The sequence below is a fragment of the Candidatus Formimonas warabiya genome, from assembly GCF_002777255.1.
Classification (GTDB): Bacteria; Bacillota; Dehalobacteriia; order Dehalobacteriales; family Dehalobacteriaceae; genus Formimonas; species Formimonas warabiya.
Genome location: NZ_CP017634.1, coordinates 1,278,310 through 1,300,748 on the forward strand (window position 1 = coordinate 1,278,310; position 22,439 = coordinate 1,300,748).

At 51.0% G+C, this 22,439-nt stretch carries 19 protein-coding genes; 3 read left to right on the forward strand and 16 right to left on the reverse strand.

What is annotated here, in order from left to right; translation table 11 throughout:
* Positions 1 to 118 precede the first annotated feature (118 nt).
* The 3 genes from DCMF_RS06075 to DCMF_RS06085 all read right to left on the reverse strand — a co-directional run bounded on the left by DCMF_RS06075 (position 119) and on the right by DCMF_RS06085 (position 7,024).
* Complete coding sequence (locus DCMF_RS06075; RefSeq protein WP_148133595.1) at positions 119 to 1,201, reverse strand: M24 family metallopeptidase; 1,083 nt, start codon at positions 1,199 to 1,201, stop codon at positions 119 to 121.
* Between the two features lie 297 nt (positions 1,202 to 1,498).
* Complete coding sequence (locus DCMF_RS06080; protein WP_148133596.1) at positions 1,499 to 5,500, reverse strand: carboxypeptidase regulatory-like domain-containing protein; 4,002 nt, start codon at positions 5,498 to 5,500, stop codon at positions 1,499 to 1,501.
* 33 nt (positions 5,501 to 5,533) lie between these two features.
* Complete coding sequence (locus DCMF_RS06085) at positions 5,534 to 7,024, reverse strand: S-layer homology domain-containing protein (RefSeq protein ID WP_148133597.1); 1,491 nt, start codon at positions 7,022 to 7,024, stop codon at positions 5,534 to 5,536.
* A gap of 504 nt (positions 7,025 to 7,528) precedes the next feature.
* Between DCMF_RS06085 and DCMF_RS06090 the strand changes: the two genes are divergently transcribed.
* A complete protein-coding gene (locus DCMF_RS06090; protein ID WP_148133598.1) occupies positions 7,529 to 7,870 on the forward strand; it encodes a DUF2680 domain-containing protein in 342 nt (113 codons plus the stop codon).
* A gap of 640 nt (positions 7,871 to 8,510) precedes the next feature.
* Here DCMF_RS06090 and DCMF_RS06095 read toward each other — a convergent pair.
* The 12 genes from DCMF_RS06095 to DCMF_RS06150 form a co-directional block, all read right to left on the reverse strand.
* On the reverse strand, positions 8,511 to 8,879 hold the full coding sequence (locus tag DCMF_RS06095; RefSeq protein ID WP_148133599.1) for a helix-turn-helix transcriptional regulator: 369 nt from the start codon (positions 8,877 to 8,879) through the stop codon (positions 8,511 to 8,513).
* On the reverse strand, positions 8,879 to 10,108 hold the full coding sequence (locus DCMF_RS06100) for an NAD(P)-dependent malic enzyme (RefSeq protein ID WP_148133600.1): 1,230 nt from the start codon (positions 10,106 to 10,108) through the stop codon (positions 8,879 to 8,881). Before DCMF_RS06100 ends, DCMF_RS06095 begins: the two co-directional genes overlap by 1 nt.
* Before the next feature lie 38 nt (positions 10,109 to 10,146).
* A complete protein-coding gene (locus DCMF_RS06105; protein WP_148133601.1) occupies positions 10,147 to 10,704 on the reverse strand; it encodes a Fe-S-containing hydro-lyase in 558 nt (185 codons plus the stop codon).
* A 15-nt stretch (positions 10,705 to 10,719) separates the two neighbouring features.
* Positions 10,720 to 11,559 (reverse strand): fumarate hydratase, encoded by an 840-nt coding sequence (locus DCMF_RS06110; protein ID WP_148133602.1) that lies wholly within the window; start codon positions 11,557 to 11,559, stop codon positions 10,720 to 10,722.
* A gap of 43 nt (positions 11,560 to 11,602) precedes the next feature.
* Entirely contained in the window at positions 11,603 to 12,367 is a 765-nt protein-coding gene (gene sdhB, locus DCMF_RS06115) for a succinate dehydrogenase iron-sulfur subunit (RefSeq protein ID WP_148133603.1), read from the reverse strand.
* Entirely contained in the window at positions 12,360 to 14,120 is a 1,761-nt protein-coding gene (gene sdhA / locus DCMF_RS06120; protein ID WP_148133604.1) for a succinate dehydrogenase flavoprotein subunit, read from the reverse strand. The genes sdhB and sdhA overlap by 8 nt, the downstream gene beginning before the upstream one ends.
* Before the next feature lie 109 nt (positions 14,121 to 14,229).
* A complete protein-coding gene (locus DCMF_RS06125; RefSeq protein WP_148133605.1) occupies positions 14,230 to 14,844 on the reverse strand; it encodes a succinate dehydrogenase/fumarate reductase transmembrane subunit in 615 nt (204 codons plus the stop codon).
* 63 nt (positions 14,845 to 14,907) lie between these two features.
* Positions 14,908 to 15,453, reverse strand: coding sequence for a 2-oxoacid:acceptor oxidoreductase family protein (locus DCMF_RS06130; protein ID WP_148133606.1), 546 nt, complete (start codon positions 15,451 to 15,453; stop codon positions 14,908 to 14,910).
* Position 15,454: 1 nt separating this feature from the next.
* The gene (locus tag DCMF_RS06135; RefSeq protein WP_148133607.1) at positions 15,455 to 16,276 is read right to left on the reverse strand and encodes a thiamine pyrophosphate-dependent enzyme; all 822 of its coding nucleotides are present in this window, start codon (positions 16,274 to 16,276) and stop codon (positions 15,455 to 15,457) included.
* A gap of 1 nt (position 16,277) precedes the next feature.
* Positions 16,278 to 17,417 (reverse strand): 2-oxoacid:acceptor oxidoreductase subunit alpha, encoded by a 1,140-nt coding sequence (locus DCMF_RS06140; RefSeq protein ID WP_148133608.1) that lies wholly within the window; start codon positions 17,415 to 17,417, stop codon positions 16,278 to 16,280.
* Positions 17,417 to 17,611: a 4Fe-4S binding protein gene (locus tag DCMF_RS06145; protein WP_148133609.1), complete on the reverse strand. Its 195-nt coding sequence runs from the start codon at positions 17,609 to 17,611 to the stop codon at positions 17,417 to 17,419. The genes DCMF_RS06140 and DCMF_RS06145 overlap by 1 nt, the downstream gene beginning before the upstream one ends.
* A 284-nt stretch (positions 17,612 to 17,895) precedes the next feature.
* Positions 17,896 to 19,935: a sigma 54-interacting transcriptional regulator gene (locus DCMF_RS06150; protein ID WP_214659136.1), complete on the reverse strand. Its 2,040-nt coding sequence runs from the start codon at positions 19,933 to 19,935 to the stop codon at positions 17,896 to 17,898.
* 371 nt (positions 19,936 to 20,306) lie between these two features.
* Between DCMF_RS06150 and DCMF_RS06155 the strand changes: the two genes are divergently transcribed.
* A complete protein-coding gene (locus tag DCMF_RS06155; RefSeq protein ID WP_148133611.1) occupies positions 20,307 to 20,768 on the forward strand; it encodes a hypothetical protein in 462 nt (153 codons plus the stop codon).
* Positions 20,769 to 20,893: 125 nt separating this feature from the next.
* On the opposite strand, the gene DCMF_RS06160 is transcribed toward DCMF_RS06155, so the two are convergent.
* Positions 20,894 to 21,352, reverse strand: coding sequence for a hypothetical protein (locus tag DCMF_RS06160; protein WP_148133612.1), 459 nt, complete (start codon positions 21,350 to 21,352; stop codon positions 20,894 to 20,896).
* A gap of 270 nt (positions 21,353 to 21,622) precedes the next feature.
* Between DCMF_RS06160 and DCMF_RS06165 the strand changes: the two genes are divergently transcribed.
* A complete protein-coding gene (locus tag DCMF_RS06165; protein WP_148133613.1) occupies positions 21,623 to 22,426 on the forward strand; it encodes a DUF2935 domain-containing protein in 804 nt (267 codons plus the stop codon).
* Positions 22,427 to 22,439 lie beyond the last annotated feature (13 nt).

Consider the following 22,439-nt stretch of genomic DNA (forward strand, 5'->3'; position numbering starts at 1 on the left):
CTTGCATTTTCTGCCAGTTCTCATCAGAAACAATCAGACAATTGCTCACCAGTTTGGTATTCCGGCACCCCTCCCCCTTGTTTTGATCGCCGCCTTTCATCATATGCTTGATATGTTTTTACCCAAGTGTCACATCCGCCAATGCCTTGGCATAGTCCGTCAGAACCACCGCGCCTTCTTTATTGACCGTCACATCATCCTCAATGCGCACCCCGCCTAATCCGGGGATATAAATACCGGGCTCGATGGTGAAAACCATACCCTCTTCCAGAGCCTGTTCATTTTCCTGGTGCATGGAAGGAGGCTCATGGATCTCCAATCCTAAACCATGGCCCACCCGGGTGGTAAAGTATGCCCCGTACCCTTCTTTTTCAATATGCCGGCGCGCGGCCAGATCCACTTCTTTGATGGCCACGCCCGGTCTTACCGTGTCAATGGCCTTCTGCTGGGCTTCCCAGACCACCCGGTACATTTTTTCAAATTCCGCTTGCGGCTTGCCCACAAAAAAGGTTCTCGTAATGTCCGACCGGTAGTGTTCAAAGGTGACGCCGAAATCAATAATCACCGGATCTCCGGCCTCAATTTTTTTGGGACCGGCGATGCCGTGGGCCAGAGAAGCATGAATGCCGCTGGAAACCTGAATCGGGGAAGCCGGCCCCATCAGGGCTCCCTCCAGAGAAATTTGGCGTAACAGTTCAAATTTAATTTCCTGTTCCATGGCGCCGGGAACCAGTTTCCTTTTCACCTTGTCCAGGATGTCCACCGTGTACCCGGCCGCCTTTGCCATTTTCTCCAATTCCCCGCTGTCTTTATGAAATCTCATTTCCTCCAGGAAATAATCTGCTTCCACCAGGTCGCAAAGAACCCCCGGGCCCGGCTGTTTCTGTTTCAGCAAAGCAGCCAGTTGTTCCAAAATGAATAAGGGCAGTGTTTTTTTCTCCACACCCAGCTTTTCACAGCCTTGTACCAGGTCGGCCGCGATGGCCAGGGCATCTTCATGGTCTTGATAGCCAATTTCCAAAGTGCCCTCTTCCTCACAGTGTCCTTTTTCAAATCCCGGGATAATCAAATGGGATTTCCCCGTTTCCCCGTCCAGCACCAAACCCATAAATCGTTCATAAGGCACGATACTCGCCCCGGTAAGATAAAAAATATTAATGGGATTTGTGACCAGAACCTTGGTGATCCCCTTCTCAGCCATCTTTTCCCCTACTATTTCCTGTCTGACTCGATAAGCATTTTTCAATCCCCTGACACGTCCTTCCTAAAAAATCTTGTTTTCCATTCTAACGTTCAAATTCTCTAATTGGTTAATCATATTCGATATAAGTAAAATTTCTCCTCTTTTTTTACTTAAATTTTCGTCATATTTTTTATACCATCATTTTTCGATCCATAAAAGCCTCATCCATGCACAAAAACATGGGCCCGGCGCGGAGCCTTTTCCGCGCCGGATTTTGTCCGCTTCCGTCAATCGATATTTTGGGGGAGGCCCGGGTTATGGGGATGTTTTCGATAAAGTTAAATCTTTGTCTGTGATGTTGTAGGATACCACATTAAAAGGGGTTGTTGCTCTTATGGTGTATCCTGCCATAGTGGCTTCTATGGTATAGCCCTCTCCCGGGGGAACGTTGGCAATGGTATAGGTGCCGCCTGTTGACCCGTCTGCCGCTAAAGTTTGTACAGGTTCGCCCACAGCTTTGCCGTCCTTATCTTTCAGCTGCACGGTTGCTGCCAATGCGGCAGTTGCCGGCGTAATCCTGCCGCTGATGGTAAAATGGGACGTCAAATTCAAATCGATAGCAGTGTCGGCAAAGATATCGGTCAGACCCGTCCGGTTGTTGCCGTATCCCGGCTTGTATGCGGCGATGGTATACATCCTTCCGGGGGGCACGCCGGTAATGGTATAGGTGCCGTCAGCTTCCGTGGTCACCGGCGCTCCCACATTGGCCGAACCGAAATCTTTTAACTGCACTCTTGCTCCCGGCAAAGGAACAGCATCTCCCGTGATCCTTCCGGTGACCGTGTAGCCTGTTCTCTGCAGCTCGTAGTCTCGGTTCGTTAAGTTATCTGCCACATCAAACTCTGGTGTGGTAAAGTCATCGTAACCATGTCTGCTGATCTTTATTTGATAATCATTTCCGGCCGGAACGCTGGTAATGGTATAGGTACCGTCCCCAGAGGACCGGACCGGTGCACCTAGGCTTTGCCCGCTGCTGTCGGAAAGCTCCAGGGTGGCGTCTATGCCCGCCGACTTCATGCTTCCGGTGATCTTTCCGCTGATGGAGTATGTGGCGTAAGAATTGATGGCAACATCTCCGCCGGTAACGACCACCTTGGTCCCGTCAGCGATCGCTTCTGCGCCTCTAAAGTCCAGAAGACCGGCATCTTGAAATTCGGCATTAATTTTCGTCAAACCGGTATCGTTTAAAGATTTAAATTGCAGGCTGAGGATATTTCCCCCCCTCATTTCATTGTCGTCGGCGCTAACAGCTATCTCCCCGGCGCCGTCATCAGCAATCGTACAGTCTCTGAAAGGGGAAACCCCGTCAACATATGTCACTTTAGCAGGATCATAAGTAACAACCAGGGTATAGCCGGCCACCCCCATCGGTACCGCCAAAGGAGAGCCTTCTCCGACCACCGCAGGGTTCGGCCTGCCGTCGGTAGCATCGACCCCGCGTGTCTTCAGGTGAAAATTCACCGTAAAGTCTTCGTTTTCCGCCACGTCATTGTTGTCAAGCTGCAAATTCCCCTGATAAGGCCGCTTCACATCTCCATTTGACCCGTCTTTACCTTGGCCGGTATAAGTAATCTTGACATCGTCATAGAAGGGGGTAGAATCGACGACTTCAATCCTAATCCCTCTCGCTTTATCTTCCCAGGAATTCTGACTGCTGTAGCCGGAACCGCTGGCAGCGATACAAGAGGTATTGGGGTTCGCGGCAGTGGGAGGAACGCGCATCACCTTAAAGCCGGCGCCCCCATGACCTGTTTCCCAGGTAAGGTTGCTTAACTGGGTGATCAAGACCCCTTTGTTGCCGGGCGTATTCGCGGTATTATTCTCGTCGACGCCGACGGCCCGGCGGCATTCCAGAACATACCCGGTGGGAAAGGTCTTTTCCGCATTCTCCTCACCCCCCAGCCAAACAGGAATGAAATAATCGAGAAAATCAAAGTTGGTCCCGTTTCGGTTTCGGGAAGTATGGAAAGTATCAATGGTTCTCAATTCCGTGGGCAAGAGCACCATTTTAACCCCTGCATAATCCCCTTCATTGCTGCCCAGGGCAGAAAGCCTGACGGTTTTTTCCGTACCCGGCAGCACCGTTTCCACCTGATCATCATCAAACCAGCCGGCCTTAAATTTGTCCCAGGCAAACCAGTCACCGGTCGCGCTTGTCATCGATGAACCCATAATCCCCCAGGGACCGGTAACTCTGCTGCTTTGGGTCCAGCCCTCCGCATGATGGTCTTTGCCGTCATACAGGTAATTGTCGATCAGACCCAGACCATGGGATGTCTCATGGGCAATCACCCGGTACATATAAGAATCGCCCCCATAGCCCCGGGTGTTTTTTGAAACGCTTACGGCGGAACCGATGATGACCCCCTCATGGGTTTTGACACTGGGCTCATGCTCATACTCCGTGCCTTCCAACAGCAGCCATTGATCCTGGAATGAAAAAGCGGTATCAATGCCGTCGCCGCCGGCTAATCCGGACCGGGAGCCTTTGGTATTGATGGGCGGAATGGTGTAAAGAAAATCGATATCGGACAGATTCAAACCCGGCACGTTTTCATAGGCAATATCGATTGCCGCCTGATGCAGGCGGCCTAAGGCACGATAATCCTCCACGCCGGAAGCAAATTGGATGGCATACTCTTTCTGCGCTTTGGGCAGACGGAACCAGGGAATGGATCCGTCCCCATTCGGCACCATGGCATTGACGATAATGGGCCTGATCCCCATTTTCCCATAGGAAATACGCTTGAAATAGTCGACCAAGCCTTCATAGGGGGTGCCGTGATAATCGGGCAAATTTTGGGACCCGTAAAAAAGATTATTCACGAACGTTTCCGGCTTAGAATAATCGTAGACATAGCCTCCTGTCCGGTCGGCGGATGAGGAAAACACGTTCTGCAAATCTCCGTAAGTAGCCGGTTCCGCGCCCACGCAATCCGGAAAGTCAACAAAAATGACATAAGCATTAAGGACCGTTTTTTTAGTATCCCCAAACATATAGCCTTTCCCCCGGCTATCGTCAAAGGATCTTAAAGTGTCTGCGGTAAGGGAGCAATACTCGGCACCCGTAGGATATGTGAACTGATTGGCAATACTCACAGCACTTACAGGCGCTTTGATGGTCACGGTAAAGGTGGCGGTCCTGCCCCAGTAAGTGATGGTCAAAACCTGGTTCTCGGCCGGCGCCCCGCTGTCGAAGCCGGTGACCTGTTCCGGTGCGATGGCCAATACCTGCTCGCTCCCGTCGCTGTAAGTCCCTGTGACCACCAATCCCCTCAGGTCCTGTTCCTCTCCTACAAAATAGGTGGTCTTGGCGGGCAAAGCGGTGACCCTGATCGAAGCCGGCAGGTCGCCAATCGTCTTGATTCCCGCCCAGTGCAAAAGAATCTCCGTGGCATCAGCAGGATACACCTGTCCGTCCCGGTTTGCATCGGCGGCATACTGCTGTTTGATCGTTAATTCCTTGTTTAACCCTGTGTAATATAACAAGCCGTAGGTAGCGTCAACCGGTGTGATTTCCTTATCCCCGTCCACGTCACCCAGAGTGACCTTCCACACGGTGACTGAACCGTCTACGACGGTACAGGGCAGCGCCACCGTATCCGATGCGTCGTTGAGCGCCGTCAGCTCATCCACAGACACCTTCAAGTCGGTGACCAGGTTGTCCGGGGCATCCGCACTAACCTGATATTTGACGGTAAATAGCACATCGTCCCCGGTGAAGTTTTCCGAGCCGGCGTAGCCCACTTTGATCACACCGGGGGCATAGGCCAGGTTGCTGCTGAATAATCCTTCCTCGTCCTCCATCATTTCACTGTTTTTAGTCACAGATACCGGGGTTAAATAGGTTTGGTCATAGAGCAAGTCCATGCCAAAGCTGACGATGCCCGGGTTATTTCTGATGCTGTAGGTGACATCGATTTTATCCCCGGGTCCGGGAATTCTGTCCCCCAGTCCCGGATTGGGCTTAACGCCGAATACCTCGATAGAGTAAACATTTTCCGACACGGATTCTTCCTGCATCAGGGCCGGCACAGGCTCATCTTCCTCAAGCTCATCTTTTTCCGGCAGAGCGGCTTCAGGTTCATCTGCTTCAGAATCACCGGCCGGACCCTGATAAACAGTTTCCGATACCGTGTTTTCAGCGTCTCCTGCCTGTCCCGGGTCGTCACCGGCGGCTGCTAATGAAAAAGTGACCAAAGTTACTGCGGAAAACAACATCAATACCATTACCAAAAGGGTCAGTTTTTTTCTCATGCATCTCCCCTCCTTTTAAACCAATTAAACCAACTATTTCCCGAGAACTTTTCGCATCATATTGTAGAGGAATTGAGCAGCTTCCGCCCTGGTGGCGTTGGAGTCCGGGAAGAGCCTGCCGTCGGCGCCCATCACATATCCCTCCGCAACCAGGCTGTTGATCAGCTCTTTGGCATATTCCGGCACACGAGCGGAATCCGTGAATTTCACCAGGGCATCCCCTGCCCCGTCGGCCTGCAGCATACCGAACTCCACCATCAGCCTTGCCATGATCACAAACATCTCATCCCGGCTGATCAGACCGTCGCCGGCACCGATATTTTCCAAGAGGCCCATTTCGGCGGCAAGGGCCCAAGCCTTGGCATAGTACTCAGGATCCCCGGTGTCCACATCGAAGCCGAATAGCCTCATGGTCATCAGAACATAATCACTCCGGGTAATATTAGCCTTGGGGCTGAAGAGACTATTTCCCGTACCTTTAATCACATCCCTGCTGGCCATGAATTTCACCGCTTCGTCCATCCAGGCCTGGGCGGTATCGGTGAAGGAAACCTCATGATAGATTATCCCGAAGCTGCCCCCCCTGGTGATGCGTGCTTCAATTTTGCCGGTGGCGGGAGAAAAGCTGCTGAAAGGGAGGATGGCGCCGGTTGTCTGATCGCCGATGACATAATAGTCGCTATTTTTGTCCGCTTCACCGCTATGGTCAAAAATCAGCATCATGGGAGATTGGGGATTAGACCATTCATAGCTTGCACCGTTTAGTTTAAAGGAGACTTCCACACCGCCGTCAACAGCGGTGAGGATCACCTCGAAGTTATCGGCATTGCTGATTCCCTCCATACCTGCCGCAAAATTATCGAAAAATTTCACCGATATGCCGGTGCCGGGCAGGGTCACCGTCTTGCTCTCACCCAGGTTCTGTGTGCCCCATAAAGCGTTAATTTTTACAGAAGCCGTAGTTGCCTGGCTGCTGCCTCCACTGCTGCCTCCGTTTCCGCCTCCGCTATCCCCGCTCTTAGGATTAATTGACACCATGCCCTTAGATGCCTCATAGCCAAGGGGGACCGGTTCATGAGGATAGGAATCGCTTAATGTGCAAAGCTGTGCTACGTTCAAAGTGATGTCGGTAGTTGTTTTTTCCGTAATACCTTCTTTGGTTTTAAATGTGACGGTGATGATGTCTCCTGCCTGAGTAATCTTGCCAGAAGAAGAATAACCCAGTCTTATTTCTCCCCTTGTACCGATCCCCACCTGGCACAGGCCATCAAGTATTTTTCCTTTTTCGTGGGATACATAGCTTAACAAGGAATCATCATATTCCAGAATCAGGGCGGCTGTGTTTAATCCTGAGTTTGCGCCGATGCTGACTTTGATTTCGACATCATCGCCCGATTTAGCCGTGGCGTTGCTCACAGTCAAATCTACCCCGCCGTCGCCCGCCGCCCGGGCCATTCCTCCATGGAACAGCACCAGGGCCAGGATCAACATCAGCCGGACCAGTCGTTTTTTTAATCGTGTCATAAGGACCTCATCCCTCCCTTTTAGATCAGATAAAACTTGAATAACTTCCGGTTTGAACCGTCCATCCCTCCTTTTTATTGTTTGAGTCCCCGTCTAGCTGAGAAAAGTCTGGATTAGATATAAATCATAACCATATATGGTATATATTGGTTATTCTGTATATACCAGAATACTCCTCTATTTTTTACTATAATTTATATAATTTTTATTTGTATATGAAATTAAAGCCCTATCCTGGGACATTGACTCTTTTCTCCTATAAAAAAGAAAAAACGGTAAGATAAATTCTTACAGTTAAAAATTCCTTTACGGCATGATCATTTAGTGGGCTTTAACATTATTACCAAAGATCAAAAATTATCTTTAGTCTATTAAATTTGCCTTGCCGCTCTAAATACCTTTGGTAGTACCATCTTCCAAAAAGCATCACGCCATCTGTAAATATATTACTTGTATCATTTTCTGCTCACCTCAAATACTATTATGCGAAGGGAGGTGAGATAGATGAAAAAAGCCTTCAGTCTTATTTTAGCTCTGATCCTGTTTGTCGCCTTCACGTCCGTTGCATTTGCCGGTACTATTTCCGCCAATGCTGATCACGGAAAAAACAGACCGGAGTTAACAATGACTTCTGATCAAAAGGCAAAAATGATTTCTTTGAAGATCCAAATGCTTGAGCTGAAAAAAGAGATCATCAAACAAAACGTGACCAATGGCACCTTAACCCAAGATCAAGCAAAATTAATGGATGAAAGAATCAACGCTAAAATTGCCGCTTTAAAATCAGGCCGGCTAGGCCCTATTCATCCCCATCGCTCTCCCGGAAGTAAAAAGACCCAGGAATAAAAACAGGAGCGGGTTTTAAACCTGCTCCTGTTTTTTTTGCTATATCAGCATTTCTAAGCTATGGGCATCGGCAAGTAAGGTGATATTGATTGTTTTACCCGGAGCCCGGTAACCGGATCCCGAAGTTTTTTTTGCTTATTTAGGAACCACTTGAAGGGGTGAAACATATGATACTAAAGAAGGACAGACCATTGGGGAGGTGAATTTAAAAGATGTGCGGTTGTGGCTGCAACGATTTTGGAACCAGTCTACATAGGATGATGAACGATGGAAACGCCAGGAATCGTTTTTTACGGAGCATGGCTCCTTATTCCAATATGTCCCACCGGGATCTCTTAAGACATATTCGATCCCTTTCCTGTGAAGTTCCCGTCGAGGAGAGGCAGAGGCATCTTGCCTGTCTGGACTCCCTGTGCCGAGACGGAAGATTTCAATCGCAAGAAATGCGGAAAAGGGTTGGCCTGTTAAGGGATACGCTCAATGCCGATCCTCCAGACCCGCCCCGGCGGATACGCAGGCGGAGATTTGGCGGGCTGCTGGGTTCATTAATTCTGTTAGCTTTATTAATTTAACCTGCCCAACGTTTCCGAACCCCTCGTCTGGGGCAAGGAAACGTTTTTTGCAAGGGGACGTTTGGGCATCAAAACGTCCCCTTGTCATTCCGTCGATGGAGCAGCCGGTATCTGGTCGGCGCACATCCTTTCCATTGTTTAAAAATTTGACTGAAATAGCGGGCATCCTGGTAGCCAACCTGTCTGGCAATTTCAGATATTGACATATCTGAATGGGTGAGCAATCTACATGCCTGTGCCAATCGTATTTCGGTAAGGTATTTTCGAAAACCGTATCCTCTTAGTTCTTTAAAAACACGGCTGAAATAACAGGGGCTGTAATAGACCGCCTGTGCTACATCTGTAAGCTTGATGTCTTTCGGGTAGTTTCGTTCCATAAACCGCATGGCCTGTTCCACGACAAATGCATCGGGTACTTTCAGCGCATCCCTGTTCATTAAGCAATGGTATACATTTCACGGCAGTGCTGCCCGACCCATTCCGGATCCACTTGTTTCCCCGCCACGCCGCTCTCAATGGCCGCCTGTGCTACCGCAGCGGCTACCGCCGGCCCTACATCGGGATTGAAGGCCTTGGGAATGACAAATTCGGGGGACAGTTCTTCTGCTTTGACCGCACTAGCGATGGCATAGGCTGCCGCCACTTTCATGGCTTCGTTGATATCACGGGCCTCTACGTCGAGGGCGCCCCGGAATACGCCGGGAAAGGCGAGCACGTTGTTGACCTGGTTGGGGTAATCGGACCGGCCCGTGCACACGACTGCCGCCCCGGCTTTTTTGGCTTCATCGGGCATGATTTCGGGGGTGGGGTTGGACATGGCCATGACGATGGCTTTTGCGTTCATGCTCGCTATCATTTCCGGGGTGACTAGTCCGGGCCCGGAGACGCCGATGAAGACGTCGGCCCCTTGGAAGGCGTCGCCGATGCCTCCTTTTCGTAATTCCCGGTTGGTGATTTGGGCGATTTCTTCTTTGACGGGGTTCATTCCTTTTTGACGCCCTTGATGGATGATGCCGGTGCGGTCGCACATGATGACGTCTTTTACCCCCATGCTCATGAGGAGCTTGATGACGGCAATGCCGGCCGCCCCTGCCCCGACGGTGACGACTTTGATTTGGTCGATTTTTTTGCCGACGATTTTGAGGGCGTTGATTAGTCCGGCCATGCAGACGATGGCGGTGCCGTGCTGGTCGTCATGGAAGATGGCCATGTTGGTTTCTTTTTTGAGCCGTTCTTCGATTTGAAAGCAGCGGGGCGCGGAGATGTCTTCGAGGTTGATGCCGGCGAAGGTGGGCTCTAGGAGCTTGACGAATTGAACGATTTGATCGGGGTCTTTGGTGCCGACGCAGAGGGGAAAGGCGTCTACGCCGCCGAAGGCTTTGAAGAGGACGCATTTCCCTTCCATGACGGGCAGGCCGGCCTGGGGGCCGATGTCACCCAGCCCTAGGACGGCGGTGCCGTCGGAGACGACCGCTACCATGTTCCAGCGCCGGGTGTAGGTGTTGACGGCGCTGATATCGGTGCTGATGACCCGGCAGGGTTCGGCTACGCCGGGGGTGTAGGCCAGGCTGAGTTCTTTTTGATTGGTGACCGGGGCCAGGGGGGCGATCTCTATTTTCCCTTTTTTTTCTTGATGGAGCTGTAGTGATTCTTGGTAGATGTCCATGGTATGTTCCCTCTCTTTTTCTGGTTTTTTCCGGAGGTTTAGTCCAGGCGATATTGTTTGACCCCTTCCTGGTAGAGGTCGCCCCCGTGGATGTCGTTGATGACGGTGAGGGGCAGGTTTTCTACGGTGAGCTTTCTTACGGCTTCGGGGCCGAGTTCGGCATAGAGGATGATTTCCGCGGCTTTGATGCTTTGGGCGATGAGGGCGGCGGCTCCTCCGGTGGCTCCGAAGTATACGGCTTTGTGTTTTTGCATGGCTTGTTTGACTTCTGTGTTGCGCATGCCTTTGCCGATCATGCCTTTGAGTCCTGCTTTTTCCATGAGCAGGGGGGCATAGGCATCCATGCGGTAGCTGGTGGTGGGCCCGGCGGAGCCGATGGGCCGGCCGGGTTTGGCCGGGGAGGGCCCGACGTAGTAGATGACCTGGCCGTTGAGGTCGAGGGGCAGGTTTTGCCCCTGGCGCATGAGGTCGGCCAGTCTTTTGTGGGCCGCATCCCGGCCGGTATAGATGATGCCGTTTAGATAGACCTGGTCCCCGATCCTGAGCTGTTGTAGGTCGGCCTCGGTGAGGGGGGTGGTTAAGTGTATGACGGCCATTTTTTTCTACACCTCCTATAGGATGACTGTTTGGTGCCGGGCGGCATGGCAGTTGATGTTGAGCGCTACGGGGAAGCTGGCGATATGACAGGGATGGTATTCGACGGCAACGTTGAGGGCGGTGATCCGCCCCCCCAGCCCGGCCGGTCCGATGCCTAGTTTGTTGATGTCACTGAGCAGGTCTTTTTCTAGTTCTGCGATCTGGGGTAAGGGGCTGGGCGCGCCGATTTTTCGTAGGAGGGCTTTTTTGGCCAGGAGGGCGCAGTATTCGAAGTTGCCCCCGATCCCTACCCCGACCAGGATGGGGGGACAGGGATTGGACCCGGCCTGGTCGATGCGGTCGATGATGAATTTTTTGAGTCCTTCTACTCCGGCGGAGGGGGGGAGCATGGCGATGGCGCTCATGTTTTCGCTGCCTCCCCCTTTGGGTGCGACGGTGATTTTTAAGTGATCCCCGGGGACGATTTCGGTGTGGATGATGGCCGGCGCATTGGTTCCGGTGTTTTGCCGGGTGAAGGGATCACACATGGATTTTCTGAGGTAGCCGTCGGCATAGCCTTGGATGACCCCTTGGGTGACGGCGTCGGTGAGGCCGCCTCCGGTGACGCTGAGGTCCTGGCCGATTTCTAGGAAGACGACGGCGACCCCGCAGTCCTGGCACATGGGCATTTGTTCGTCCGCGGCGATGCGGGCGTTTTCGATGAGCTGTTGGAAGATGTCTTTGCCTGTGGGGGAGTTTTCGTTTTCCCATCCTTTTTGGAAGGCGTCTTGGACGTCTTTTCCTAAGTAGTAGTTGGCTTCGATGCACAGGCGGGCGACCTGGTCGACGATGGTTTGATAGGCGATGGTTTTCAAGAGGATGACCTCCTTTCGGCAAACGGTTTGTTTTTTCCTACCCTTAGGTGGTGAACCAGCGTTTGAGGGTGTATTTGAGGCTTTGCCGGTTCATGGCCGCGATATGGGTGGTGAGGGGGATTTCTTTGGGACAGACTTGGCGGCAGTTCTGGGCATTGCCGCATTCTTGGATCCCTCCCGCCCCCACCAGGGCCTCGAGCCGTTCTTCTTGGTGCATGGCGCCGATGGGATGGACGTTGAAGAGCCGTACCTGGGCGATGGCCGCGGGGCCGATGAATTGGGATTTGGCGCTGACGTTGGGACAGGCTTCCATGCAGCACCCGCAGGTCATGCACCGGGAGATGATGTAGGCCCAGCGGTGTGCCCGGTCGGTAAATCTGGGCCCCCGGCCGATGGCGAAGCTGCCGTCTACGGGCACCCAGGCTTTGACTTTTTTGAGGTTGTCAAACATGATTTTTCGGTCGACCATGAGGTCCCGGATCACGGGGAATTTGCTTAAGGGCGCTAAGGTGATGGGCGTCCCGAAGCCGGTTTTCTCATAGATTTTGTCGATGAGGGCGGAGCAGGATTGCCTGGGCACGCCGTTGATGAGCATGGTGCACGCGCCGCATACTTCTTCTAGGCAGTTGCATTCCCACACGACGGGGTTGGTGCTTTCTCCCCGGGCATTGACGGGGTTTTTCCGGATTTCCATGAGCACGGAGACGATGTTCATGTTGGGTTTGTAGGGTACCCGGAATTCTTCCCAGTAGGGGCCGGCGCCGGGCTGGTCCTGCCGTTTGATTTTGAGCTGGATCTGTTTATCCATTTTTGGCCGCCTCCTTGTCGACGTTGTAGACCCGTTTCCGGGGCGGTATGTGGGAGGTGTCTACTTCTTCCCATTCGATGACGGGCCCTTTTTCAGTCCACCGGGATTTGGACGTTTTGAGGAATTCTTCGTCGTTTCTTTGGGGATAGGCGGGTTTGTAATGGGAGCCCCGGCTTTCGTTCCGGATTAGGGCGCCCAGGGTGATGGCCCGGGCCATGGCCATCATGTTTTTCAGCTGTTTGGTGAACAGGATGGTCTGGTTGTTGTATTCGTTGTGGTCGACGATGTTGATGTTTTGCCACCGTTGGTTTAGTTCCTGGAGCACCTGGTCGGTTTTTTCGAGAGCCGGGTTGTGCCGGACGATGGCTACGTTCTGGGACATGATTTCCCCCATTTCCTGGTGCAGTTGATAGGGGTTTTCTGGGCCGTGCATTTTTTTGACGCTGTCGTCTATTTCTACCTGGCGCCGGTGTTCTTGGTCCAGGGCTTTTTGATCTTCTGCCCCCAGTTTGTTTAAGCCGGTGACGTATTTGACCGCGGCGGGGCCGGAGACGGTGCCGCTGTAGAGGGCGGATAAGAGGGAGTTGGCTCCTAAACGGTTGGCGCCGTGATACATGTAGTCGCATTCTCCGGAGGCGAAGAGGCCGGGGATGCAGGTCATGTGGTTCCAGGCGACATGGAGGCCGCCCATGAAGTAGTGCACCCCGGGGAAGATTTTCATGGGTACTTTTTTGGGGTCGTCCCCATGGAATTTTTCGTAGATTTCTAGGATGCCTCCTAAGCGCCGGGTGAGGAAGTCGGCGGGCAGGTGGGTGAGGTCGAGATAGACCTGGTTTTGCCCTTCGATGCCTAAGCCCATTTCGACGCAGACCTGGTAGATGGCCCGGGCGGCAATGTCTCTTGGTACCAGGTTGCCGTAAGCGGGATACATTTCTTCCAGGAAGTACCAGGGTTGGCCGTCTTTGTAGGTCCAGATCCTGCCCCCGTCGCCCCGGGCGGATTCGGACATGAGCCGGGTTTTGTCGTCCCCCAGCATGGCGGTGGGATGGATTTGGATGAATTCCATGTTGGCCAGGCAGACCCCTTGCCGGTAGACGGCTCCCGCGGCGCTGCCGGTGCAGATGACGGAGTTGGTGCTTTTGCCGAAGATCAGGCCGCCCCCTCCCGTGGCCAGGATGACGGCGTCGCCGCTAAAGGAGCGGATGTCCAGGGTGGCCAGGTTCTGGGCGATGCACCCCCGGCAGATGCCCTGGTCGTCGATGACGGCGGAGAGGAATTCCCATCCTTCGTATTTGGTGACCAGGCCGGCGGCTTCGTGTTTGCGTACTTGTTCGTCACAGCAGTAGAGCAGCTGCTGTCCGGTGGTGGCCCCGGCAAAGGCGGTGCGTCTTTTTTTGACCCCGCCGAAGAGGCGCAGGTCGAGGAGTCCTTCCGGCGTCCGGCTGAACATGACGCCCATGCGGTCCATGGTGTAGATGAGGCCGGGGGCGGCTTCTACCATGTTTTTGACCGGGGTTTGGTTGGCCAGGAAGTCTCCTCCGTAGATGGTGTCGTCAAAGTGTTCCCAGACGGAATCTCCTTCTCCTTTGGTATCGAGGGCAGCGTTGATGCCGCCCTGGGCACAGACGGAGTGGGACCGTTTGACGGGCACCAGGGAGATGAGATCGACGGGTATCCCTTTTTCGGCGATTTTCATGGTGGCCATGAGGCCGGCCAGGCCGCCCCCCACGACGATGATTTTTGGTTTCTTCAAGGGTTTTCCCTCCCTTACTGGTTTTTCTCTGCATGTCGCTTGGTTCTTTTCTGGCGCAAGGGTTTTTACGCCAGTTTGAGCACTGCCGATGCAGGATTTCTCTAAGACCTTAGAAACGGGCGATCACGCTGAGGATGCTGATGCCGAGGATGCCCAGGGCGGCAAAGACCGCCCCGGAGCACCAGGTGAAGATTCTCTGGGCTTTGTCTCCTTCCGCTATCCCCCAGGAGATGAGAAAGGTGAACAGCCCGTTGGCAAAATGAAAGAGGGCGGATAAGACCCCTACCGCATACAGGATGAAGAAGAGGGGATGATGCAGGCTCCCCGCCAGGCTCTGGATTACGGCGGCCGGCTCATGCTCCAGGAATCTTAAGCTCACTACGTGGGCCAGGAGAAAGACCAGGGTGATCACGGCCGTGATCCTTTGCAGGTAGAAGGCCCAATTCCTCAGGTAAGGGAATTTCAGCACATTGTTTTTCGCTACGTAGACGATCCACAGCCCATATAGGGCATGAAACAAGATGGGGATGCCGATGATCACTACCTCCGCTACCATGATCAGGGGAAGCCCTTTCATCCATTCTACCGTCACCAGGTAGTTGGCGTATCCCCCAAAGAATACCGTGCTGTTTAAACTTAAGTGCACCATGAGAAAGATCCCTACCGGGATGATTCCCAGTAAGGAGTGTACTTTCCGGATCAGATAATTGCTCTTCTCTCCCAATCTTTTTTCCCCTTTCTCTCTGATTTTACCTTCTTTACCACTTCTTTACCTATTTTACCTCTTCTAATGTAATGCCGTTCCCGCACTTAACCCGGCCTGCAAAGCTTTGAGATTGATCTCTTCCGTTCCGGCGGGAATACGATCCAGGACAGCTTCTTTCAGGGCCTCTTCCGAAACCACCTGGGTTACGCCCACAATAGCGCCCAGGGCTACAATATTCGCCGTCATCTCCCGTCCGGTCTCTTTTTTGGCAAGTTCCGTGATAGGAATCCGGTAGATGTTCTGCCCGTTACTTTCCCCCGTATTGCTGACCAGGGTGCTGTCCACAATCAGGATGGCCCCCTCTTTCACAGAAGGAGAATACTTGTCGTAAGCCTGCTGGGACATGGCCAGCAGGATGTCCGCCTCCCCGATTTTGGGGTAATTAATTTCCTGTCGGCTGATAATCACTTCCGCTTTGCTCGCCCCGCCCCGGGCCTCCGGCCCGTAGCTTTGGGACTGTACCGCATTATATCCGTCGATGATGCCGGCCTCGGCCAGGATGATGCCGCCCAGGATCAATCCCTGTCCCCCGGTACCGCTTAACCTGATTTCCCATTTTTCCGTCATGTTATCTCCCTCCTCCTTGCACTCTGGCGATTAGTTTGTCATACTCTTCCGTATACTCGGGAGCTTCCGAATGATGGAGTTCTCCAATCAAGAATTTTCCGTCCAGATCTTCTGCTTTCATTTTTTCCGCTGCCTTCACATTGACGGCATGCTCCTTGAACCAGTTCACCATTTCTAAAGCATTTTTCATTTTGTTTCTTCTCCCGTAGCTTACCGGGCACTGGGATACCGCTTCAATCACGGAGAATCCTTTGTTCTTCGCTCCGGTTACAATCAGGTCGGCCAGCTGTTTGGCATGGTAGGTGGTGCTTCTGGCCACAAAGGTGGCCCCTGCTCCTTTGACCAGGGCACAGAGGTCGAAATTCCTTTCAATCATGCCGTAAGGAGCCGTGGTGGCTTTCTTCCCTGTAGGAGTGAGGGGGGAATATTGGCCTCCCGTCATCCCGTAGATGTTGTTGTTGATAATGATCGCAGTGATGTCAATATTTCGCCGGCAGGCATGAATCAGATGGTTTCCCCCGATCGCCGAAGCGTCTCCGTCTCCCATAAAAACAAACACTTTTAATCTTGGTTCGGCTAATTTAACGCCCGTAGCAAAGGCCAAGGCTCTGCCATGGGTGGTGTGCAGGGTGTTAAAGTCCACATAGGTAGTGGCCCGGGAGGAGCAGCCGATCCCTGATACCACCACCGTTTCATTTTTGTCGATATTCAGTTCTTCCATGGCCCGGGCAAAGGCACCGAGCACGATGCCGTTTCCGCATCCCGGACACCAGATGTGGGGCAGCCGATCACTTCTGAAGTATTTTTCATATGTTGGGTTCATGCTATTTGACCTCCTTGACCGCTTTGACGATTTCTTCGGGAGTGACCAGTTCACCGTCAACTTTGTTTACGCCTATCACTTTGGTTTGTCCTCCCGCCGCCCGTTCCACTTCCAGTTTCAGCTGTCCCAGATTCATTTCCGGTACGACGATCGCTTCCACTTTGGGGGCAATTTTTTTGATTTCTTTTTCCGGAAAAGGCCAGATGCTAATAGGCCGGAAGAGGCCCACTTTGTACCCCAGGGCATTCAGACGGTTCATGGCTTCTTTGGCGGACCTGGCGCTGCCTCCGTAGGCCAGCAGCACAATTTCCGCCTCTTCCATATTTTCCTCTTCCCAGTCCAATATCTCATCCAGGTGGTTCGTTACCTTATTTACGAGCCGGAGATTCATGCGTTCCACGGCTTTCGGCGCCATGGTGGAAAATCCGCTTTCGTCATGGGTCAGTCCCGTGACATGATAGCGATAGCCGGTGCCAAAGGGAGCCAAAGCAGGCACGCCGTCTTCTCCGGCGCCAAAGGGAATATATTCCTCCGGGGCTACCTGCGGTTTTTTCCGGTCCATCACGTCCAGGTCTGCTACTTCGGAAAAATTGAGGGGTTCTCTGAGATGTCCCACTACTTCGTCCATGAGCAGGATCACCGGCATCATATATTTTTCCGCCAGATTGACGGCACGAACCGCTAAGGTATAGCTTTCCTTGATGGATGCGGGGCACAGGGCAATCACGGGATGATCTCCATGGGTCCCCCATTTGGCCTGCATCACATCACCCTGGGCCGGGCTGGTGGGAAGTCCTGTGGAGGGGCCTCCCCTTTGCACATTGACGATGACGCAGGGGATTTCCGTGATACAGGCATAGCCCAGGTTTTCCTGCTTCAGGGAAAAGCCCGGTCCGCTGGTAGCGGTCAACACCTTTTTCCCGGTAAGACTGGCGCCGATGATCGCGGCCATACTGGCAATTTCATCTTCCATTTGGATAAACTTGCCCCCTAATTTGGGCAGTTCTTTCGCCATCACTTCGGCGATTTCCGTGGAGGGAGTAATGGGATATCCGGCAAAAAATCTTACGCCGGCTTTTAATGCCCCTAAGGCACAGGCCTCATTCCCTTGCATCAGCTGAATACTTCTTTTTTTGGCCATTATTTTTCACCTACCTGGAGACAAAAATCGGGACAGTGAAGTTCGCAAATTCTACATCCGGTACATTTGTCTGCATCTTCGACCAGGGCTTTCCCCAAATAATTTTCCTGATACACGCCTTTGGGGCATAATCCGATGCAGATGCCGCAAGCTTTACAATACTTTTCATTGACACTGACGCTGTATTTTTTCATGTCTTGCCTCCTGAATGTTTTGTATGGAAAATAAAATCGTCCTATCGCAGGATTTGATAATTTAAAAAGGTGATGCGATAAATGACTAAATTATTTCCATTCGCTGAAATACCATTAGCAAGAGTCATGCCAGTATTAAGGGAAAAAAATAAAAGCACTGTTGAGGTAAATTAATTACTCAACCAGTGCATATGTAGAGTCAAGTTTTTACCGGTGATCCGAAAAGGGTCAATTAAATGGGTTAATATGGCTGTTATGCCACCCATTACAACCCATTCAACCAATTAGGAATGGGTTTTGATCAGATCTTCCCCTGCGGCGGATATTTTCGTTCCTGCCCGCCCTTTATTTACTTCGATATAGCCCTGGGCCTGCAACTTTTTGAGTCTGCCCCTAATCTCCTGTTCCGTCAAATAAAAGCCATACTTTTTCAGCCTGTCCCCAATGGTCCGGCGTCCGATTTTTTTCTGAAGTTCCTGGGCTTCTTTTAATACGCGCAGGATGAAGACCGACTCTTTCGGAACATCCAATTGGCGGAATTCTTCCGGATATTCTCCCCTATCTGCCAAACCGGGTTTGATTGCTTCCGATATGTACGGGGGCAGGTCGTCCCTGGTAATGTTGTGACTGTGGATATTGATCAAATAATCGATGCAGTTTTCCAGTTCCCGGACATTCCCCGGCCAATTATACTGCTGCAATATTTCCATTAACTCTTGGGAAATATCCTCTTTGATTCCTTTTTTGCGAAAGAAAAATTCCACCAAATAGGGGATATCCACCTTGCGCTCCCGTAAAGGCGGTATTTTGATGGGCAGAATATTAAGCCGGTAAAACAGGTCTCTTCTGAATTTACCTTTGCCCACAAGTTCATGGAGATTTTGATTGGTGGCAGCGATAATTCTGATATCGACCGGGATCACATCCGTGCCGCCTACACGGATCACTTCCTTTTCCTGGATCACGCGCAAGAGCCTGGCCTGGGTGTTAAAGGAGATATCTCCTATTTCATCAAGGAAGATGGTTCCCTTATGGGCCAATTCAAACAGCCCGGGTTTCCCCCCTTTTTTTGCCCCTGTAAAGGCCCCGTCACTATAGCCGAACAGCTCGCTTTCAATCAGGGAATCTGTCAATGAGGCGCAGTTAAAAGCGACAAAAGGCTTATCCTTTCTTAAGGAGGCATTGTGGATGGCATGGGCAAAGAGCTCCTTCCCCGTGCCGCTTTCCCCTTCAATCAGGATCACGGAATCGCTCTTGGCAAATCTTTTCGCCATGGTCACGGTATTGGACAGGCCCTTGCTTTTGCCAATGATATCATTAAATACATATTTGGAAATATGCCCCTTCACCTTGATATCCTGGCGGAATTTAAGTTCCAGCCTTTCTATCTCATTGCATTCTTTGAAAGTAATGACACCGCCGCTATAGACGCCCTTATTGATGAGAGAATACTTGTTTACCACCAGCGAATTGCCGTTAATGGGATAGACCTCATCTTTGATTTCCTTAGCGGTACTGATATGTTTTAAACTTTTATGAGAGAGCAGCTCATCCAGGGGAGTCCCCATCACCCGCCAGGCGCTTTCCTGAAAAATTTGTTCTGCCAGCCTGTTATATAAGGTAATTTTATCCTCTTCATTAAAGGCGATTACTCCTTCATGTACCACATCCAGAAGAAACCCCAGGTGCTGCTTGGTCTCTGCAATCAAGCTCAGGCTTTCCGACAGTCCCGGGCTGCGCGGAATAATTCTGGCGATATGGCTCAGGACAATTTCGCTCGTCTTTTTGTTCAGAAGGTCAAACTTATTTAAAATATCAAAAATCGTCGTAGAATCAACGACCCGGTCGCCGATATTGATCACTCTTTCAATATTCGGCGGCACACATCTTTCTTCATTGGGCGTGACGGCAATATTCACATCCCTGATCGGGTCCAGGCCCGGATAATAGGGGATTAATTCCAGATGTTTGATGCCCAGTTCATACAGGAGGGCCACGGTTTCGATAGTTACTTCCTGATCCCCGTTCACCAGCAAGGCTTTCGTCCTGAGGGGCAGGGTCATCAGTTTATCCCAGCTCTCTCTTTTGATCGTTCTCCTAATCACCAAAATGTCTGTGCCAGGCATCAGGTACTTGGCAATTTGTCCGGCGATGACCAGAGAAGAGACCAGCACCAGGTCGGCACAAACAATAGAATCAATTCCTTCTTCATAGGACAGGGAGTCAAAGCAGATAAACCCGCCCAGAAGATCATTGAGCTGCTCCCTGATCACCCTGGCATTTCTTTTACTTTGTACGATAATGACGACTCTGGGTTTGTCCATGTGAAACGTCCTTTCCATCATGAGTCAAAGGTCGAAAGTTCAAAGCCGAAGGCAGTCCAAAAGTCTTGAAACCTGAAAATATTTTCTGATTTTGCAGTCCAGACAGAATGGCTGCGGAGTAATAAATGACTTTTGACCTTTGACTTTCGACTGAACCGTTACAAGTATTCTCTTTCTCGCATAGATTTCCTTCAAAAGACCGCTAACAAAATAAAAAGAGCCTTCAGGCCCATCCGCATGCGTACCAATCCGCACAGAATCCGCTACTTTGTGCATGTATACCTTTTATAAAGTATGGAAAAATATTAAAATCTAAATAATTCCGCAGAAAGGGACAAAGCAAAGAAAAATACCTTCAAAGGATGATCGCCATGTCTTTATTCAATGACCGGTTGACGAGAGGCTTTGTGGCCGGGCTCATCGGCTGCATCCCCCTCTTCATCTTTAACAACGCTGCATATTATCTCAAAATCTCCCAGCTTCGCTATTTAGACTTTGCTGCCGTGATCATTTATGGTCACAGGGTTACCAATACCATGGAAGTGCTCTTTGCTTTTTTTGCCACTCTCTTTTTCGCTTCCGCATTAGGAGTGGTATTTGCCTGTCTCATCCCTGCCGTCACGCACCGGAATATTTTATTTAAAGGCTTCCTGTTTTCCGGAGGAGTATGGTTTTTCTGTTATGCCCTTACCGTGCTCTTCAAAATCCCGGAAGTATCACACGTGAACGTTTTTACCGCATTCTGCAACTTTATCGGCGCGGTGATCTGGGGGCTGTCTTTAGCCTACGCTCTTCAGTGGATCGACAGAAAAGGCAAACAAATAAGCAGTTAAATGAACCTTTTATTCTTGCCTCTTGATACATAGGAAAACTTTTCGACAACAATACCTTAATTCCTATCGATCTAAAAAAATAAAGAGGCCCTTATCTCCTAAGAGACAATACCTCTTCACATTTCTTATGGGGTATTTGTATTTGCATCCGTATTTGTATTTGTATCTGCACCCTGTTCACCAGGGGCTGGTTGTCTTTTAGGCATTATTTCTCTCATTTGATTAGCCTGGTCTTCCGTAATCAGACCGGCCGTAAGCCACTCCGTCAAAGGGTCGTTTCTTTCTCTTTTCTCAAAATATGCCTTTTCTTCTTCATCCGTCATGCTCTCAACTTTTTCCCTGTCGGCATTTAGATCCTTTCTATGCTCCTCTTGATAGGCGGTAATTTTGTCCGCAGTTTCTTGGGTGATAATACCGGCTGTCACAGAAGCCGTGATTACATTTTCCAAACCGCCGGGCCGATTTCCCGCCCCAGCCTCCGGAGCAGTTTGGGACGGCTTGTCTTCCTGGCCGCCGCACCCTGCTATACTTAGCGCTACTATTAGTACCAACAGTACGCCGGCCATTTTACTAACTTTTTTCATTTCTGCTGTCTCCTTCACCATATCTTTCATGTTGATCATAAAAGAAAAATATCACAATTTCGTTACAGCTTCGTTGAATTTTTGTTAAATTGGTTTGGAGATGGAATGGTTCTGATCCGCTTGCCCGGCCTTATTTCACTGTACAAAAAAAACCATTGATTACAAATGGTTTTTTCTTTACAGCATTTTTTATATTCAATTTTCGTATTACAGCACGCATACCGGTTCTAAAAATCCCCGGAGCCCGATATCATTTATGGGGTGATTGATATGAGTGATAAAATCACATTAAAGGAAGATTTGATTTTCTGGAACCAGATTCTGGGTGACCACTCCCGGTTTATTTTTCATAGCTTGGCTCCCGTCGAGATTACGGTTATTCAGGAGGCCAAAAACTTTATTACCGTTTTCGACAGCTTATGGCAGGAATCCAAAAGCCTTCAGAACCAGAGCCAAATGGACAGAGTACTGGACCATACCATGGCAGCTATGTTGAGGCTGAGAACATTTAAGCTTAGTCTGCTCAGCCTGCACTTGGAGAAAAAGCTGCGTTCTTCCTTGAATCCTACCTTTTATAACCACATGTTAAATGAGCTGGAAAACGCCTATATGTTAATGGCCTGTTATGCAAACAACCGCACACCGGCGGAAGATCCCGTCAGTTTACATCTGCTCTGGATGCTGGATGCCATCGGCCACGCAGATACCCTTTCTTGCGGCGTGGATGCCTCACAGCCGGACATTCAGCGCATCATGCATGACTTTGAGAAAAAGTTTCAAAAATATTATCTTGCCTCCGTGGAGTATGAAGGCTTCAAGAGAGCAATGACCGGTCTTTATCCTGCCCTGGAGCGTTTTGACAAAAAAGCCGCGGAAGATATGCGCGACTTTATGCAGCTTCTGGAAAGCATCACAGAAGAAACATTAACCGCAGGCGTAATCGGCAGTATCCTGCCCCTGATACCGGACCACATGGCCCGGGAAGAGTGTTATTATTTACTGCGCCTCCACCTGGCAGACCCTGCGGTACCGGAAGTCAAATGTGTGCCCTGGCGCGATCGGGTCCGATCATAAAACCGCTTCCATC